This window comes from Pseudomonas sp. FeS53a, assembly GCF_000931385.1.
Classification (GTDB): domain Bacteria; phylum Pseudomonadota; class Gammaproteobacteria; order Pseudomonadales; family Pseudomonadaceae; genus Metapseudomonas; species Metapseudomonas otitidis.
In genome coordinates, this window is record NZ_JYFT01000068.1 from 44,873 (window position 1) to 60,314 (window position 15,442).

The 15,442-nt window shown below is 68.1% G+C and carries 11 protein-coding genes and 1 tRNA gene; 10 read left to right on the forward strand and 2 right to left on the reverse strand.

Annotated elements, in window-relative coordinates; translation table 11 throughout:
* The first annotated feature begins 56 nt into the window (after positions 1-56).
* A tRNA-Arg gene (locus tag SZ55_RS21905) sits at positions 57-133 on the forward strand.
* Between the two features lie 28 nt (positions 134-161).
* Here SZ55_RS21905 and SZ55_RS21910 read toward each other — a convergent pair.
* A complete protein-coding gene (locus SZ55_RS21910) occupies positions 162-983 on the reverse strand; it encodes an AraC family transcriptional regulator (RefSeq protein ID WP_044411615.1) in 822 nt (273 codons plus the stop codon).
* 137 nt (positions 984-1,120) lie between these two features.
* On the opposite strand from SZ55_RS21910, the gene SZ55_RS21915 reads away from it, so the two are divergent.
* Together SZ55_RS21915 and grxC are read left to right on the forward strand one after the other, a co-directional pair.
* Positions 1,121-1,636: a carboxymuconolactone decarboxylase family protein gene (locus tag SZ55_RS21915; protein ID WP_044411618.1), complete on the forward strand. Its 516-nt coding sequence runs from the start codon at positions 1,121-1,123 to the stop codon at positions 1,634-1,636.
* Positions 1,637-1,680: 44 nt separating this feature from the next.
* Entirely contained in the window at positions 1,681-1,938 is a 258-nt protein-coding gene (gene grxC, locus SZ55_RS21920) for a glutaredoxin 3 (RefSeq protein WP_044411620.1), read from the forward strand.
* Positions 1,939-2,003: 65 nt separating this feature from the next.
* Here grxC and SZ55_RS21925 read toward each other — a convergent pair whose 3' ends face one another.
* Positions 2,004-2,510, reverse strand: a complete 507-nt coding sequence (locus SZ55_RS21925; RefSeq protein WP_044411624.1) for a DUF2165 family protein — start codon at positions 2,508-2,510, stop codon at positions 2,004-2,006.
* Between the two features lie 294 nt (positions 2,511-2,804).
* Between SZ55_RS21925 and pqqF the strand changes: the two genes are divergently transcribed.
* The 7 genes from pqqF (at position 2,805) to SZ55_RS21960 (ending at position 15,367) form a co-directional block, all read left to right on the forward strand.
* Positions 2,805-5,219 (forward strand): pyrroloquinoline quinone biosynthesis protein PqqF, encoded by a 2,415-nt coding sequence (gene pqqF / locus SZ55_RS21930; protein WP_044411626.1) that lies wholly within the window; start codon positions 2,805-2,807, stop codon positions 5,217-5,219.
* Positions 5,220-5,462: 243 nt separating this feature from the next.
* On the forward strand, positions 5,463-6,644 hold the full coding sequence (locus tag SZ55_RS21935; protein ID WP_044411629.1) for a porin: 1,182 nt from the start codon (positions 5,463-5,465) through the stop codon (positions 6,642-6,644).
* A gap of 754 nt (positions 6,645-7,398) precedes the next feature.
* Positions 7,399-8,562: a nitric oxide-sensing protein NosP gene (gene nosP / locus SZ55_RS21940; protein ID WP_044411632.1), complete on the forward strand. Its 1,164-nt coding sequence runs from the start codon at positions 7,399-7,401 to the stop codon at positions 8,560-8,562.
* Complete coding sequence (gene nahK / locus SZ55_RS21945; RefSeq protein WP_044411635.1) at positions 8,549-11,122, forward strand: hybrid sensor histidine kinase/response regulator NahK/ErcS'; 2,574 nt, start codon at positions 8,549-8,551, stop codon at positions 11,120-11,122. Before nosP ends, nahK begins: the two co-directional genes overlap by 14 nt.
* A 712-nt stretch (positions 11,123-11,834) precedes the next feature.
* Positions 11,835-13,373, forward strand: coding sequence for a type I restriction-modification system subunit M (locus SZ55_RS21950; RefSeq protein WP_044411638.1), 1,539 nt, complete (start codon positions 11,835-11,837; stop codon positions 13,371-13,373).
* Positions 13,370-14,539, forward strand: coding sequence for a restriction endonuclease subunit S (locus tag SZ55_RS27675; protein WP_082078314.1), 1,170 nt, complete (start codon positions 13,370-13,372; stop codon positions 14,537-14,539). The genes SZ55_RS21950 and SZ55_RS27675 overlap by 4 nt, the downstream gene beginning before the upstream one ends.
* 3 nt (positions 14,540-14,542) lie before the next feature.
* Positions 14,543-15,367, forward strand: coding sequence for a hypothetical protein (locus tag SZ55_RS21960; RefSeq protein WP_044411644.1), 825 nt, complete (start codon positions 14,543-14,545; stop codon positions 15,365-15,367).
* Positions 15,368-15,442: the final 75 nt, after the last annotated feature.

The window sequence follows — 15,442 nt, forward strand, 5'->3', positions numbered from 1 at the left end:
GGTGGCAGTGGCATGACAAAAACGCCGAGCGCCGCTAACATGCCGCCCGTTCCGATGTCCCAGTAGCTCAATTGGATAGAGCATCCCCCTCCTAAGGGGAAGGTTGGTGGTTCGAACCCACTCTGGGACACCATCCCCACGCCGCCCGGCGTCCTCGCCCGTCACCCCTGCGCCAGCACCCATTCCCGCGGACTCGTCCCCGTCTTGCGGCGGAAGGCCCGCGCCAGCGCCGACGGACTTTCATAGCCCACCGCATCCGCCACATGCGGAATCGGTCGACCCTCCCGCAGCAGCTTCTGCGCCAGCCCCACGCGCCACTGCACCAGGTAGTCGGCCGGCGTCTGCCCGGTGACGGTGCGAAAGTGCGCGGCAAAGGCCGCGCGGGACATGGCCGCCGCAGCGGCCAGCTCCGCCACCGTCCACGGGTGTGCCGGAGTCTCGTGCATCAGGTTCAGGGCTTTCGACAGGCGCGGGTCGGCCAGGCCCGCCAGCATGCCGGTGGCGAGCCCGCCGTGGTCCAGCAGGTGGCGCAGCAACTGGATCACCAGCAGCTCGAACAACCGGTCCATCACCGCGCGCCGCCCGCAGGCCTCGCCGAACGCCTCGGCGAACAGCCAGTCCAGGTTGCCGGCCAGCCGGGGCAGGTCCTCCAGGGGCAGCACCAGGTAGTCCGGCAGCGCGGCCGACAGCGGGTTGCCCGACGCCCCGCCGAAGGCCAGGGTCGCGCACACCAGCCGGGTGCCGTCCTGCTCGCTGGCCTCCAGGCGATGGGCATAGGGGCGGGGGAAGAACACCAGGCTGGGCTCCTCCAGCGTCCAGTGGCTGCCGTCATCCATGTGCAACGCCACGCGGCCGCCCTGCAACAGGTGCACGTGGCCGCTGTGGCCGTCCTGGCCGAAGGCCTCCAGGCCGCAGAAGGCCCCGCTGAAGAAGGTCCCCGCCTGGACACCGAAGTGCCCCAGCAGGGCGGAAAGTCGATCCATGGTCAGGCTCCCGTTAAAGGCTGGATTCTGGACGATCGGTTGCAAGATCGCGAGTTTCTGCGTCCACGGGTTCAGGGCGTGCCCCTAGCATGGAAACCGTATCCACGAGGGATACCCACCCCATAGGAGAGTCCGCCATGCCCCGTATCGCCCCCGTCGCCACCGATGCCGTTTCCCCCACCGCCCGCCCGCAGCTGGAGGGCGTGCAGAAGAGCCTCGGTTTCGTGCCCAACCTGTTCCAGACCCTCGCCCATTCGCCGTCCGTGCTCTCGGGCTACCTGCAGTTGTCCCAGACCCTGTCCCGGGGCAGCCTGGGGCCGCGTGAGCGGGAGCAGATCGCCCTCGCCGTGTCCGCCGTCAACGGCTGCGAGTACTGCCTGGCCGCCCATGGCCACTTCAGTGCCCTGGCCGGCTTTTCCGCCGAGGAGATCGAGGCTGCACGCAGCGGCCAGGCCAACGCCCTGGTCCGAGTCGCCCGCCAGTTGGTGGAGAACCGCGGCGCCCTGTCCGACGCGCAGCTGGCCGAGGCGCGCGCCGCCGGTCTCACCGATGCCGCGCTGGTCGAGGTGGTGGCCCAGGTCGCGCTGATGACCCTGACCAACTACCTCAACAACCTCGCCCACACCGACGTGGACTTCCCGCCGGCCCACTGATCCACCCCGCGCGGGTGGGCGACCGCCCGCGCCAGGAGAGCACCATGAACGACGTGATCCTCTACACCACGCGCACCTGTCCGTACTGCGTCGCCGCCAAGGCGTTGCTGCAGCGCAAGGGCGTGGCCGCCACCGAAGTGGATGTGCAACTCGATCCGCAACGCTTCGCAGAAATGCTTGAACGCAGCGGCGGTCGCCGCAGCGTGCCCCAGGTGTTCATCGGCACGCGGCATGTGGGCGGCTTCGATGACCTGGCGGCCCTGGAGCGCCAGGGCCAGCTGGATGCCTGGCTTGGTCGGTAGGGCGGACCGGCATCGCCGGTCCGCTCGGAAGGGAGCCGGGTGGCTCCCCCTGAAATCCGGTGCCGTCAGGCCTCCCGGGCCGCACCGTCCTCCGGCAGGCTGAGGTAGATCAGCACCACCAGCAGCGTGATGAAGAAGCGGAAGGCATCCGGCACGCCGTTCCACTGCTTCGACATCCACATCCCGAACCATTCCCCGCCTACCGACATGAAGCCCACCTGCCAGGTCAGGAAGCCCAGGGTCAGGCCGGCCACTGCCCAGCCCTTGGCCGCGCGGAACGTCTCGGCCGGCGCCTTGATCGCCCGCAGCAGGCGCACGCCGCCGATCCAGCAGAGCAGGGCGGTCAGGCTTTCCAGCGCGATGATGAAGATGTAGCCCGCGTGGTGCAGCCAGGGCGTGGTGATGGAGCGGTACATGATCTGGTTGTCGGGGAACAGCGTGTCCATCAGGAACACGTGGCGCACGAAGGCGAAGTTGGTGCCGTAGTCGGTGATGTTGCCGAAGGCGACCAAGGTGGCGAAGAAAGCCATGGCCAGCACCATGGCGGCCTTGGACAGGCGGATCAGGGTCATGTCGTTTTCCTTGTGGGTAGGGGTGACCGCGCGCCCGAGGCAAGGCAGCCGGGCACCGGGTCGGGTCGAAGGGGGGCGCAGGGCGCGCGGGTGCGGACATCGGGACTGGAAGACCTGAGGCCGGCGCCGCGCGGGGAAGCACGGCGGCTCGGCTGGATGGAACGGCCGCACCGGGAGGCGCGCGGATTCTCGGCAGGCCAGGCCGGAGCGTCAAGGCACCGCTGACGTCCAAAGAAGCATTGCCCTGTGCGCATGGGTTGAGGATGCTGTGCGCATTTGTCGACGGTGCTGCCCATGTCCGAGTTGCCCGCCCCCTCCAGCCCGCTCCCCCTGCGCACCTGGCAGCAGCCGGGCTCCCTCGCCGCCGTGCTGCTTCGGGTCCAAGCCGGCAGCCATGACGCGCCCCGCGAGTGGCCGGGCCTGGCGCACTTCCTCGAGCACCTGCGCTTTCTCGGCGGCCAGCGCTTCACCCAGGGCGAGCGGCTGATGCCCTTCGTCCAGGCCTGTGGTGGCCGCCTCAACGCCAGCACCCAGGCCCACCACACCGACTTCTTCTTCGAGCTGCCCGCCGACCGCCTCCAGGCCGGCCTGGAGCGGCTCGCCGACCTGATCCAGGCGCCACTGCCCAGCCTCGACCTGCAGCGCCGCGAGCGGGAAATCCTGCAGATCGAATACCTCAACCGGGGGCGCGACCCCTGGACCCAAGCCCAATCCGCCCTGGCCGCCGCGCTGGCGCCGGGTCACCCCCTGGCCGACTTCCATGCCGGCCACCGCGACAGCCTGGCCATCGACGCGCCCGCCTTCCAGGCCGCCCTTGGCCGGTTCGCCGAGGCCGGCGAGCGCCAGCTGTGGGTGGTCGCGCCGCAGCCGGCGGAGCAGGTGCAGGCGCTCGTCCGGGAGGCCTTCGCCGGCTGCCCGCCGGGCCAGGCGCTGCCACACCGGGCAGCGCCGTCCCTGTTGCCGTTGGCCTGCCACAGCCTGCGCCTGCAACTGCCCGGCGCTCCGCGCCAGTGGCTGGCCTTCGCCCTGGAGCGCCAGCCCGAGACGCTGCCCGACGCCGTGGCCCTGCTCGGCGAACTGCTGCGGGACGAAAGCCCCGGCAGCTTCCAGGGCTGGCTGTGCGAACAGGGCCTGTGCGACGGCCTCGACCTGCACCTGACCTACCACCACCAGGGCCAGGCCCTGCTGGTGCTGGAGCTGGCCCTGGCGGATGCCAGTGCCGACACCCGCGCCCGCATCGAAGGCGGCCTGCTCGCCTGGCTCGCCGCCCTGCGCGAGCGGGAGCCCTGGGCGCGCCTCCTGCACGAGCGGCCTGCCGCGCCCCGGCAGGCGCCCCTGGACTTCATCCGCGACCAGGCACAGCGCCACGGCACCTTGCCCGCCAGTGCCCTGGCGGCCCTGCTGGCCCAGCTGCAGCCGGCCCGCCTCGTGCGCCTGCTGGGCGAGGCGCGCCCGGTGTCGGCCCGCTGCCTGTCGGCCGGTTTCGAACTGGCGCTGGAGCCCGCGCCCCTGGCGCCGCCCCTGCGCCCGGAGGTGCGCTGGCGCTTCGGCCCCGCACCGGCCTTCCAGACCTTCGTCGCGCCGCCCCAGGCGCCCCGCGTGGCGCCTCCGCTGGTGCGCTGGCCGGGGGACCCCGGGCACGCCCAACTGCTCCTGCGCTGGCGGCTGAACCCCGGCGTCCGCGACCCCGCCCACTACCCGGCGCTGCAGCGCGCCTTGCGCGGGTTGCGCAGCCAGGCCCAGCAGCAGGKCGSCGMCCTGCTGCTGCTGGAGCAGGGGCTGGATTGGCAGCTGCAGGTCAAAGGCCGTTCCGGTGACCTCCCGGCCATGCTCGCCGCCGCCTTGCGCACCCTGCTGGCACCGCCGTTGGCCGCCTGCGAACAAGGGCCCCGGCTGCTACAGGCCGGGCGCAACCGGCTGGCTGCCGAGCTGCCGATCCGGCAGTTACTCCAGCGCCTGCCCGAAGTGCTCGCCACCCCGCGAGGTGGCGCTCCGGCGCAGGCCGTCGTCAGCCCCGCCAGCATCCGCCGCAGCCTCGACGCCAGCCGCTGGGACGTGATCGCCCTCGGCCTGGCCGACGACGACCTGCCCAGCGTGCAGGCCCTGCTCGACGCCCTGCCCGGCGAGGCAATGCCCCACAGCCTCGCGCCACCGACGCTGGCCCCCGCTCACCACTGGCATCACCTGCCGGGCCATGGCGAACCGGCGCTGGTGCTGTTCTGCCCGGTGCCGGATCGCAGCGCCCGCAGCGAAGCTCTGTGGCACTGGCTGGGTCGCAGCCTGGAATCGCCCTTCTACCAGCGCCTGCGCACCGAGCTGAACCTCGGCTACGCGGTGTTCGCCGGCCTGCGCCACGTGGCCGGCCAGGCCGGGCTGGTCTTCGCCGTGCAGGCCGCCGACACGCCGGTGCCCGAAGTGCTGGTGCAGGTCCAGGCCTTCCTCGACCAGGCGCCACCCTTGCTGGCACAGGCCGAGCCCCTGCGCGAGGCGCTCCTGCAGGCATGGCGGCAAGCGGCCGAGGACCTGCCCGGCAACGCCAGCCCCCTGCACCTCGGCGCCCGGCCGGCGGACTGGCACCTGCAACTCGCCCTGGCCCTCGCCACCCTCGGCCCCGACGACCTGCACCGCGCCCTGGCGCGGCTGGCGGCCGGGGAGGGCGGCTGGCACCTGCTGGCCAACGCCCCGTCGCCCGGCCTGCCCTGGCGCTGACCCCTCCCTCCGTCCTACTCCTTCCGCAGCGACCCGCCCCCTGTCCAAGGGGGCGGGCCCTTGGTCGTCCGCCGTCCGCGACCTCCGCCCCGGGCCCGTCCCGCGACCTTCCGCCAGGCCCGCCCGCGCCCCGCCAAGGAACCGGCACAACAGCGCCAAGGCCGCATATGGCGGGGGTTCCGGCGTTTCGATAATCGCCTCCGACACGGCCCGGACGGGTCGTCCCACACCGCGGAGAGCGCCATGCACAACAACAAGAACGCCGTCATCGGATTCCTCCCCCTCGCCCTCACCACCGGCCTGGCCCTGGTCGCCATGGAGCAGGCCAAGGCCGAGATCGTCCTCTACGACAAGGACGGCACCACCTTCGCCACCGACGGCTACGTCAACGCCTTCTACGTCAACAGCGACGTCGACCGCGAAGGCGAACGCTACGACCGCCGGCAGTCCCGCGTGAAGATGGGGTTCCTGCCCAACTGGATCGGTTTCAACATGGGCAAGCAGGTGGATGACCTCACGCTCGGTGGCCGCGCCTCCTTCTGGGTGACCATCAACGACAGCGAGACCAACGGCACCGACACCGCCATCGACGTGCGCCAGTTCTACGGCACCGTCGCCAGCGACTGGGGCGAAGTGCTGGTAGGCAAGGACTTCGGCCTGTTCGCCCGCTCCAACATCCTTCTCGACGAACTGCTCGCCGGGTACGGCCAGGTCAGCGACACCCTCGGCCTGGTGGATGGCGGCGGCGTCTCCTTCGGCAACATCGGCAGCGGCTACCCCTATCCCTTCCCCACCTCGCAGATCACCTACCGCACCCCCAAGTCCGACGGCCTGCGCCTGGCGGTCGGCATCATGGACCCGGTGGACACCAACGACAGCAGCGCCACCGGCAAGGCCTACCAGGAGAACCCGCGCTTCGAGTCCGAACTCACCTACGAATTCGAACTGGGCGGCGCGCAGATCTACTCCTGGCTCAACGGCGGCTACCAGACCTCCGACAACACCGACCCGGCCGTGGACAGCGTCACCTCCAAGGGCCTGGGCTACGGCGTGCAGGCCAAGATGGGCGCCTTCTCCGTGGTCGCCTCCGGCTTCCAGGCCAAGGGCATCAACCCCTTCTTCACCAACAACGCCGGCGAGGCGACCCTGCGTGAAGTGGACAGCGACGGCTACCTGCTGCAGGGCTCCTACCGCTTCGGCAAGAACCGCCTGGCGCTGTCCTACGGCAAGACCAAGGACGACGGCAACGGCGCGGTCAATGCCGGCGCCGACTACCAGACCCGCGGCGTCGCCCTGTTCCACGACGTCAACGACAACCTCAAGCTGGTCGCCGAATACAACCAGTTCGAGATCGACGGCCACGCCGGCAGCACCCAGAACGAAGACACCGACACCCTCGCCCTGGGCGTGGTGCTCAACTGGTAAGCCCCACCCCTCGTTGCTCCCTTGGATTGGCGGGACGGCCTCGGCCTCCCGCCTTTTTTCATGGCACCGTGGCACGTAGCCCGGGCTTCAGCCCGGGAGCCGTTGGCGGATGGAAGTCGAGCCTCGGCGTGATGCGCTTCGTGGCCTCAGCACATCCTACGAACCGGTAGCACCCGTAGGATGGGCTGAGCTGTGCGAAGCCCATCGCGTCCCGGCAGGCGATTCCCGGCGAAGCACCTGCGGCGTCAGGCCGAGCGCCTTGGCGGATGAAAAGAACGCCATCCACCCCATGCCCCGGCGTGATGCGCTTCGTGGCCTCAGCACATCCTACGAACCGGTAGCACCCGTAGGATGGGCTGAGCTGTGCGAAGCCCATCGCGTCCCGGCAGGCGACTCCCGGCGATCCACCTGAGGCGTCAGGCCGAGCGCCTGGGCGGATGGACGGAACGCGATCCACCCCGAGCCCCGGCGTGATGCGCTTCGTGGCCTCAGCACATCCTACGAACCGGTGGCACCCGTAGGATGGGCTGAGCTGTGCGAAGCCCATCGCGTCCCGGCAGGCGATCCACCTGCGGCGTCATGCCGGGCGCCTTGATGGATGGAAAGCACGCCATCCACCCCACAACCCCACAACCCCATGCGCCCCGGCGCCTCCTCCCTTCGAACGAGCCCGCCCGCTACCCAAGAAGGATGGGGCCGGCCTCGGGGGCTCCGTAGAATCGCGCCAACTGCTGTTCGACACGCGAGGCGCGTCATGCAAGAGCTACAGGCCGAAGGCGTGGTCACCGCCATGTCCGCCGCCGCCGACGCGGAGGTCGTCGCCCAGGACCTGGCACGCCAGCTGGTGCACCCGCACCTGGGCTTCGTGCTGTTCTTCTGCTCCGCCGAGTACGACCTCCAGGCCCTGGGCGACGCCCTGGCCCAGTACTTCGGCGGCATCGAACTGGTGGGCTGCACCAGCGCCGGCGAAATTACCCCCCAGGGCTACGGCCGGGGCTGCGTCAGCGCCGTGGGCTTCGACTACCGCAGCTTCTCCATCGCCAGCGCCCTGGTGGACGAGATGGAGCGCTTCAGCCTGATCGACGCCCAGCAACTGGTGGAGCGCCTGGTGGGGGATTGCCGGGGCCACGACCTCGCCCCGATCAAGGACCACAGCTTCGCCCTGACCCTGCTCGACGGCCTCTCCAGCCGCGAAGAAGTGGTGCTCGCCGCCCTCAGCGCCGCCTTCGGCAGCATCCCCCACTTCGGCGGATCGGCCGGTGACGACAACCACCTCACCCACACCCACGTCTACCACGGCGGCCAGTTCCACACCGGCGCCGCCGTGGTGCTGCTGGTCAACACCGCGCTGGACTTCGAAGTCTTCAGCACCCACCACATCGAGCCCAATGGCCAGAAACTGGTGGTTACCCAGGCCGACAGCCACAGCCGCCGCGTCTACGAGCTGGACGCCGAGCCCGCCGCCCTGGCCTACGCCCAGTGGGTCGGCGTACCCGTCTCCGCCCTCGACCACCCGCTGTTCGCCGCCCACCCCCTCGCCGTGCGGGTCAACGACCAGTACTACGTGCGCTCCATCCAGCAGGTCCACGACGACCTCAGCCTCAGCTTCTACTGCGCCGTCGAGACCGGCATCGTCCTCACCGGCATGCGCCCGGGCCCGTTGCTGCCCAACCTCCAGGCCCTGTTCCGGCGCCTGGAAGCGCGCCTCGGCCCGCCACTGCTGACCATCGGCTGCGACTGCTTCCTGCGGCGCCTGGAGGCCGAATGCAACGGCCGCGACGCCGAGATCGGCGACTACCTGCGGCGCCAGCGGGTGATCGGCTTCAACACCTACGGCGAGCAGTACAACGGCATGCACGTCAACCAGACCTTCACCGGCGTCGCCATCGGCCGCCGCAGCCGCCATGGCGGACGCTGAACAGGGCGCCCGGCTCGCCGAGCTGGAGCGGGAGAACGCCAAGCTGCGGCGCATCAATGCCGCCCTGATCGAACGGGTGGAATCCGGCGGAGCCCGCCGCGAAGGGGCCTACGCCGCCTTCGAGCACTCCGTGGTGCTGGCCGAACAGGTGCGCGAACGCACTGACGCCCTGAACCAGGCCATGTCCGAACTCAAGGCCAGCAACCGCCTGCTCAGCGATGCCCGGCTGCGAGCCGAGACCGCCCACCAGCACCTGGTGGACGCCATCGAGAGCATCTCCGACGCCTTCGTCCTGTTCGACGCCCAGCAGCGCATCGTCCTGTTCAACAGCCGCTTCAAATCCTTCTGGGCCCGCAGCCGCGCCCGCATCATCAGCGGCACCCGCCTGGACGAGATCCGACGCCTGGCCCAGAGCACCGGGCTGATCGTCGAAGAACAGCGCAGCAGCGACAACGAGCACAGCCTCTACCGCCTGCACGACGGGCGCTGGGTGCAGGTCAGCGAACGGCCCACCCGCGAAGGCGGGCTGGTGATCCTCTACACCGACATCACCGAACTGAAGGTCAGCGAAACCATGCGCCGCGAGCAGGCCCTGGCGCAGAAGTCGCGCCTGCTGCAGCGTGCCGTGGACAACCTGTCCCAGGGCATGGCCATGGTCAGCGCCGAAGGCACCCTGGAGCTGTGGAACCACCGCTTCCTCGAACTCTGCGGCCTGGCACCGATCCAAGCCCACCGGCCCTTCGCCGAGGTCATGGCCGACAGCGAGCTGGCGCTGCTCACCCCCGCCAGCCGCGACGCCGAAGGGCGCCCCCAGCGGCAGATGGAGCAGCGCCTGTTCGATGGCCGGATGCTGGAGGTGCGCACCCACCCGTTGCCCACCGGCGGCTTCGTCAACACCTTCACCGACATCACCGAGCGCTACCGCCACGCCGAGACCCTGGCCGAGAGCGAGCGCTGGATCCGCCTGATCACCGACCAGGTGCCCGCGCTGATCGCCTACCTCAATGCCGACCTGGTCTACGAATTCACCAACAAGGTCTACGAAGAGTGGTACCGCTGGCCCCGGGGCGGGCTGCTCGGCCAGCGCCTGCGCGACGTCCACAGCGAAACCCACTGGGAGCGCCTGGAGCCCTACGTCGAGCGCGCCCTGTCCGGCGAGAACGTCACCTTCGAAGTGGCCGAGGTCAACCTCGCCGGGCAGGAGCGCTACATGCTGCGCTCCTACGTGCCCAACCGCCTGCCGGGCGGCGAAGTGGTGGGCATCTTCGTGCTGATCCGCGACATCACCGAACGCCGCCGCACCGCCGAAGCCCTGCACCTGGCCTACCAGAACCTCGAGCAGCGGGTGCGCGAGCGCACCGCCGAACTCACCCAGCTCAACGAACAGCTGCTGCGCGAAGTGGGCGAGCGGCGCCAGGCCGAACAGCGCCTGCGCGAGGCCAAGCGCGAAGCCGAGCAGGCCAACCTGTCCAAGACCAAGTTCCTCGCCGCCGTCAGCCACGACCTGCTGCAACCGCTGAACGCCGCCCGGCTGTTCACCAGCGCCCTGCAGGAGCTGCGCGAACCCGCCCGGGGCGACACCCTGGTGCGCAACATCAGCAACTCGCTGGATGACGTGGAGAACCTGCTCGGCACCCTGGTGGACATCTCCAAGCTGGACGCCGGGGTGATCCGCCCCGAAGTGGCACCCTTCGCCCTCGGCGAACTGCTGGACAACCTCGCCACCGAGTTCCGCCAGCAGGCCGCCAGCGAAGGGCTGGCGCTGCACTACGTGCCCTGCTCGGCGCTGGTGCGGAGCGACGTGCAACTGCTCGCCCGCATCCTGCGCAACCTGCTCAGCAACGCCATCCGCTACACCCCCAGCGGCCGCGTGCTGCTGGGCTGCCGGCGGCGTCGCCGCAGCCTGTCCATCGAGGTCTGGGACAGCGGCATCGGCATCCCGGCGGACAAGCTCAAGGAGATCTTCCAGGAGTTCAAGCGCGGCGACTCCCAGCGCCCGCAGCAGGACCGTGGGCTCGGCCTGGGCCTGGCCATCGTCGAGAAGATCGCCGGCATGCTCGGCCACCGCATCCGCGTCAGCTCCCAGCCGGGGCGTGGCTCCTGCTTCGCCCTGGAAGTGCCCCTGGCCCGCCGCGCCCCCCGTGCCCGACCCGAGGTGGAACTGCCGGTGGCGCCCCTGGAACGGCTGCAGGGCGCGCGGGTCTGGGTGCTGGACAACGACGCCGCCATCTGCGCCGGCATGCGCACCCTGCTGGAAGGCTGGGGCTGCCGCGTGGTCACCGCCCTCTCCGAACAGGACCTGGCCCGCCAGGTGGACGACTACCAGGCCGACGCCGACCTGCTGATCGCCGACTACCACCTGGACAACGACCACAACGGCGTCGACGCCGTCGCCCACATCAACGCCCACCGCGACCACGCCCTCCCGGCGCTGATGATCACCGCCAACTACAGCCACGAACTGCGCCAGCACCTGCGCGAACTTGGCCACACCCTCATGCACAAACCCGTCCGCCCCATGAAGCTCAAGGCCGCCATGAGCCACCTGCTGGGCGGCTAGCTCCCGAACCGCCTCCTGGCACGCGATTGCCGCCGAGCGCCGTGGGTGGATCACGCTTCACCGATCCACCATTCGTGGCCATGCCGAACACCATGGGTGGATGGAAAGAGCGCCATCCGCCCTACGCGGTGGCCAGCCTCGATGCGTTGTGGGTGAGACCGTGCAAGCGCCTGAAGCCCCGGCGTGATGCGCTTCGTGCCTCAGCGCATCCTACGAAGCGAACCTGTAGAGCCGGTGACTCCCGTAGGATGGGCTGAGCTGTGCGAAGCCCATCGCGCCCTGGCACACGATTACCGGCGAGCACCATGGGTGGATCGCGCTTCACCGATCCACCATTCGTGGCCGTGCCGAAGGCCATGGGTGGATGGAAAAAGCGCCATCCGCCCTATGCGATGCACACCCTCGATGCGTTGTGGATGACGCCGTGCAAGTGCCTGACCCCGGCATGATGCGCTTCGTGCCTCAGCGCATCCTACGAACCGGTGGCCCATCGCGGCCTGGTATGCGTTTGCCGGGAGCGCCGCTGGGCGGGGCGCGCTGGCCGTTGCGCGCGAGCTGGAACCGGTGGAATCGTCGCTCCGCGCCACGGCGGTTGTACCGCCTGGCCTTCAGCCGCTTCCCCCGCCAACTTCCGGTTGCCAAGCGCGTTTGCGGCCATTACCGTCCGCCGCTTTGGCACCCAAGCCCAACCGCCCAAGCAAGCAGGACGACCATGATCACCGGGGAACTCAAGAGCAAAGTCGACGCCATCTGGAACGCCTTCTGGTCCGGTGGCATCTCCAACCCCATGGAAGTGATGGAACAGCTCACCTACCTGCTGTTCCTGCGCCGCCTCGACGAGCTGCACACCCTCGAAGAGAACAAGGCCAACCGCCTCAAGCGCGCCATGGAGCACCGCATCTTCCCCGAAGGCCTCGACCCGCGCGGCTGCCAGTACAACGACTACCGCTGGTCCGTGTTCAAGGGCAAAGAGCCGCGGGAGATGTTCGAGATCGTCAGCGAGCACGTCTTCCCCTTCCTCAAGACCCTCGGCAGCGACGACTCCACCTACAGCCACCACATGCGCGACGCCCGCTTCACCATCCCCACGCCCGCCCTGCTGGCCAAGGTGGTGGACATGCTCGACGACATCCCCATGGAAGCCCGCGACACCAAGGGCGACCTCTACGAATACATGCTCGGCAAGATCGCCAGCGCCGGGCAGAACGGCCAGTTCCGCACCCCGCGCCACATCATCGACCTGATGGTGGAAATGACCGAACCGCAGCCCACCGACCTCATCTGCGACCCCGCCTCCGGCACCTGCGGCTTCCTCGTCTCCGCCGGCGAATACCTGCGCCGCGAGCACCCCAAGGCGCTGATGGACGACGCCCTGCGCCAGCACTTCCACCACAACCTGTTCCACGGCTTCGACTTCGACACCACCATGCTGCGCATCGGCAGCATGAACATGCTCCTGCACGGCGTGGAGAACCCCGACATCCGCTACCGCGACTCCCTCGCCGAAAGCGCCGCCGGGGAGGCCGACCGCTACAGCCTTATCCTCGCCAACCCGCCCTTTGCCGGCAGCCTCGACTACGAAGCCACCGCCAAGGACCTGCAACGCATCGTCAAGACCAAGAAGACCGAGCTGCTCTTCCTCGCCCTGTTCCTGCGCCTGCTCAAGCCCGGCGGCCGCGCCGCCGTCATCGTCCCCGACGGCGTCATGTTCGGCTCCACCACCGCCCACAAGGAGCTGCGCCGCCTCATCGTCGACGAGCACAAGCTCGACGGCGTGGTGAAGCTGCCCAGCGGCGTGTTCAAGCCCTATGCCGGCGTCGCCACCTCCATCCTCTTCTTCACCAAGACCAATTCCGGCGGCACCGACCAGGTGTGGTTCTACGAGGTGCAGGCCGACGGCAAGAGTCTGGACGACAAGCGCAGTGATCTTCTGGACGAAGACAAGCTCGGCGTCCGCCCGCACACGCCCCTGCGCGAGGACGAACACGGCAAGAACAACCTGCCCGACGTCCTCGCCCGCTGGCGCCAGCGCACCACCCGCGAACGCGAGCGCCCCCGCACCGCCCAGAGCTTCTGCGTCCCCCGTGAGGAGATCGCCGCCAACGGCTACGACCTCACCTTCAACCGCTACAAGGAGGTGGAGCACGAAGCCGTGGACCACCGCTGCCCGCAGGAAATCCTCGACGAGCTGGAGAAGCTGGAAGAAGAGATTCGAGCGGGGATGGGAGAGTTGCGGGGGATGTTGGGATGAGTTGGCCAGTAGTTTCGCTTGGGGAAATTTTTGATATTGCGCGAGGTGGTTCGCCTCGCCCCATTGATGCTTTTATTACAGAAGAGCCCGATGGCGTTAATTGGGTGATGATTGGTGATGCATCCAGTGGCGGCAAATATATAAGCTCAACGCGAAAGAAAATACGTAAAGAAGGCGTCTCCAAATCAAGAATGGTGCATTCGGGGGATTTTCTATTAACGAACTCAATGAGCTTTGGTCGTCCATATATTATGCGGACTTCAGGCTGCATACATGATGGTTGGCTGGTTTTGAAGAAGAAGAACGCTGGCGTCGATGAAGAGTTTTTTTACCATTTGTTAGGCTCTGATCTCGTCTATCAAGAGTTCTCCCGCAGGGCAGCAGGCGCAATAGTTAAGAATCTGAATATTGATTTGGTTCAGAAAGTTGAGGTTGTTTTTCCACCGTTGGGTGAGCAAAAGCGCATCGCCACCATCCTGGACAAAGCCGACGCCCTGCGCGCCAAGCGCCGCAAAGCCCTTGACCAGCTCGATGCGCTGGCTCAGGCGGTTTTTATTGAGATGTTTGGTGCGGATGAGTGCCCTTTCTTTGAGCTTGGTGAAGCTCTTGAGTTTATTACGAGTGGTGGGCGTGGTTGGGCGAAATACTACAGCGAACAAGGCGCAAGATTTATTCGTTCCTATGACGTTCAAATGAACCACATAAGCGATGCAGAACCTATTTATGTGGCAGCGCCCGATAATGCAGAGGCAAGGCGGACTATTGTTCGTCAGGGTGATGTGCTGCTGACTATCACAGGGTCGAAGATTGGTCGTGTATCTCCCGTTTCTAAAAAATTTGATGGTGCATATGTGAGTCAGCACGTTGCCATATTGCGTGGGGACGCATGTAGGATTGACTCAGATTTTCTTTCCTATTATTTGAGTTTGCCTGCTGGTGGGCAGCGGCAAATCGAAAAGAGCCAGTATGGACAGACCAAGCCAGGCCTCAATTTTGAGCAAATAAAGAAGTTTAGAGTCCCTGATGTATCTATAGAGATTCAGCGTGAATTTACGCGCCGGCTAAAAGCTATTGAGGAGCTGAGGCAGGCCCAAACAAGGCACTTGGTAGCATCTGAATCGCTATTCTCCTCCCTCCAACACCGCGCCTTCCGCGGGGAGCTCTGACCCATGCGCGGCTCCCTGCTGGCGATCTGGTCCCGGACCGGGCGCGAGCTGTGGGGGCCGCTGGCGCGCCAGGCGCCGGGGGATCTGCACTGCGAGCTGTACCGCGCCCTGGCCCCGGCGTTGAAGGCGCCGCCCCAGCTGCCGGCCCTGGTGGCCATCATCGACGACCCGCCGGCCGCGCGCCGGGCCTTCCAGCGGGTACGGGCCGAGCACCTGCAGGGCGAGGCCGCGCTGCTGGGCTTTCTCCAGGGCCTGCCGGAGGTGCTGGCGGAGCTGGGCGGGGAGGCCCTGGCCAACCTCTACTTCAACCGCCTGGATGCCCTGATCCACACCTACAACCTGCACTACGAGCTGCGCCGCCCTTGCCGGCTCTACCCCACCCTGCCGGGCGCTTTCGCCCAACTGCTGCAGCAACTGCGCCACAGCTGCGCCAGCCACGACGCCCTGCACACCCTGCTGCGGGACTTCGACGAAGCCTTCCGCGACCTCCACGACCGCCCCAGCCAGGGCCGCATCAAAACCTGCCTGCAGAAGCAGATGAACCTGCTGGAAGCCCTCGGCCGCGACATGCCCTACGTAAAGGAATACGCCCTGTCGAGCATCTGCGACGAGGTTGCCCACTGGCCCCACCGCAAGGTACGCGACGCGCTGAAGCTGCTCTACGGCTTCACCTGCGACTACCCCGGCGTGCGCCACGGCGGCAAACCCGGCAGCGTGCTGGGCGAACTGGGCATGCGCGACCTGCTGGCGCTGTGCATCCTCTTCATCGGCTTCACCCCCTACCTCAGCGGCCGCATCGATGCCGACGCCATCTTCCCCGGCCTCTGACCGCCCACCCCACCGCACGGCCCCACCCCGTAGCCCGGGCTTCAGCCCGGGCTACGGGGTGGGGCCGTGCGGTGG

Coding starts and splice junctions, on each gene's coding strand:
- SZ55_RS21950 (WP_044411638.1), top strand. CDS start 11,835: ATGATCACCGGGGAACTCAAGAGCAAAGTCGACGCCATCTGGAACGCC.
- nosP (WP_044411632.1), top strand. CDS start 7,399: ATGCAAGAGCTACAGGCCGAAGGCGTGGTCACCGCCATGTCCGCCGCC.
- SZ55_RS21925 (WP_044411624.1), bottom strand. CDS start 2,510: ATGACCCTGATCCGCCTGTCCAAGGCCGCCATGGTGCTGGCCATGGCT.
- grxC (WP_044411620.1), top strand. CDS start 1,681: ATGAACGACGTGATCCTCTACACCACGCGCACCTGTCCGTACTGCGTC.
- SZ55_RS27675 (WP_082078314.1), top strand. CDS start 13,370: ATGAGTTGGCCAGTAGTTTCGCTTGGGGAAATTTTTGATATTGCGCGA.
- nahK (WP_044411635.1), top strand. CDS start 8,549: ATGGCGGACGCTGAACAGGGCGCCCGGCTCGCCGAGCTGGAGCGGGAG.
- SZ55_RS21960 (WP_044411644.1), top strand. CDS start 14,543: ATGCGCGGCTCCCTGCTGGCGATCTGGTCCCGGACCGGGCGCGAGCTG.
- SZ55_RS21915 (WP_044411618.1), top strand. CDS start 1,121: ATGCCCCGTATCGCCCCCGTCGCCACCGATGCCGTTTCCCCCACCGCC.
- SZ55_RS21935 (WP_044411629.1), top strand. CDS start 5,463: ATGCACAACAACAAGAACGCCGTCATCGGATTCCTCCCCCTCGCCCTC.
- SZ55_RS21910 (WP_044411615.1), bottom strand. CDS start 983: ATGGATCGACTTTCCGCCCTGCTGGGGCACTTCGGTGTCCAGGCGGGG.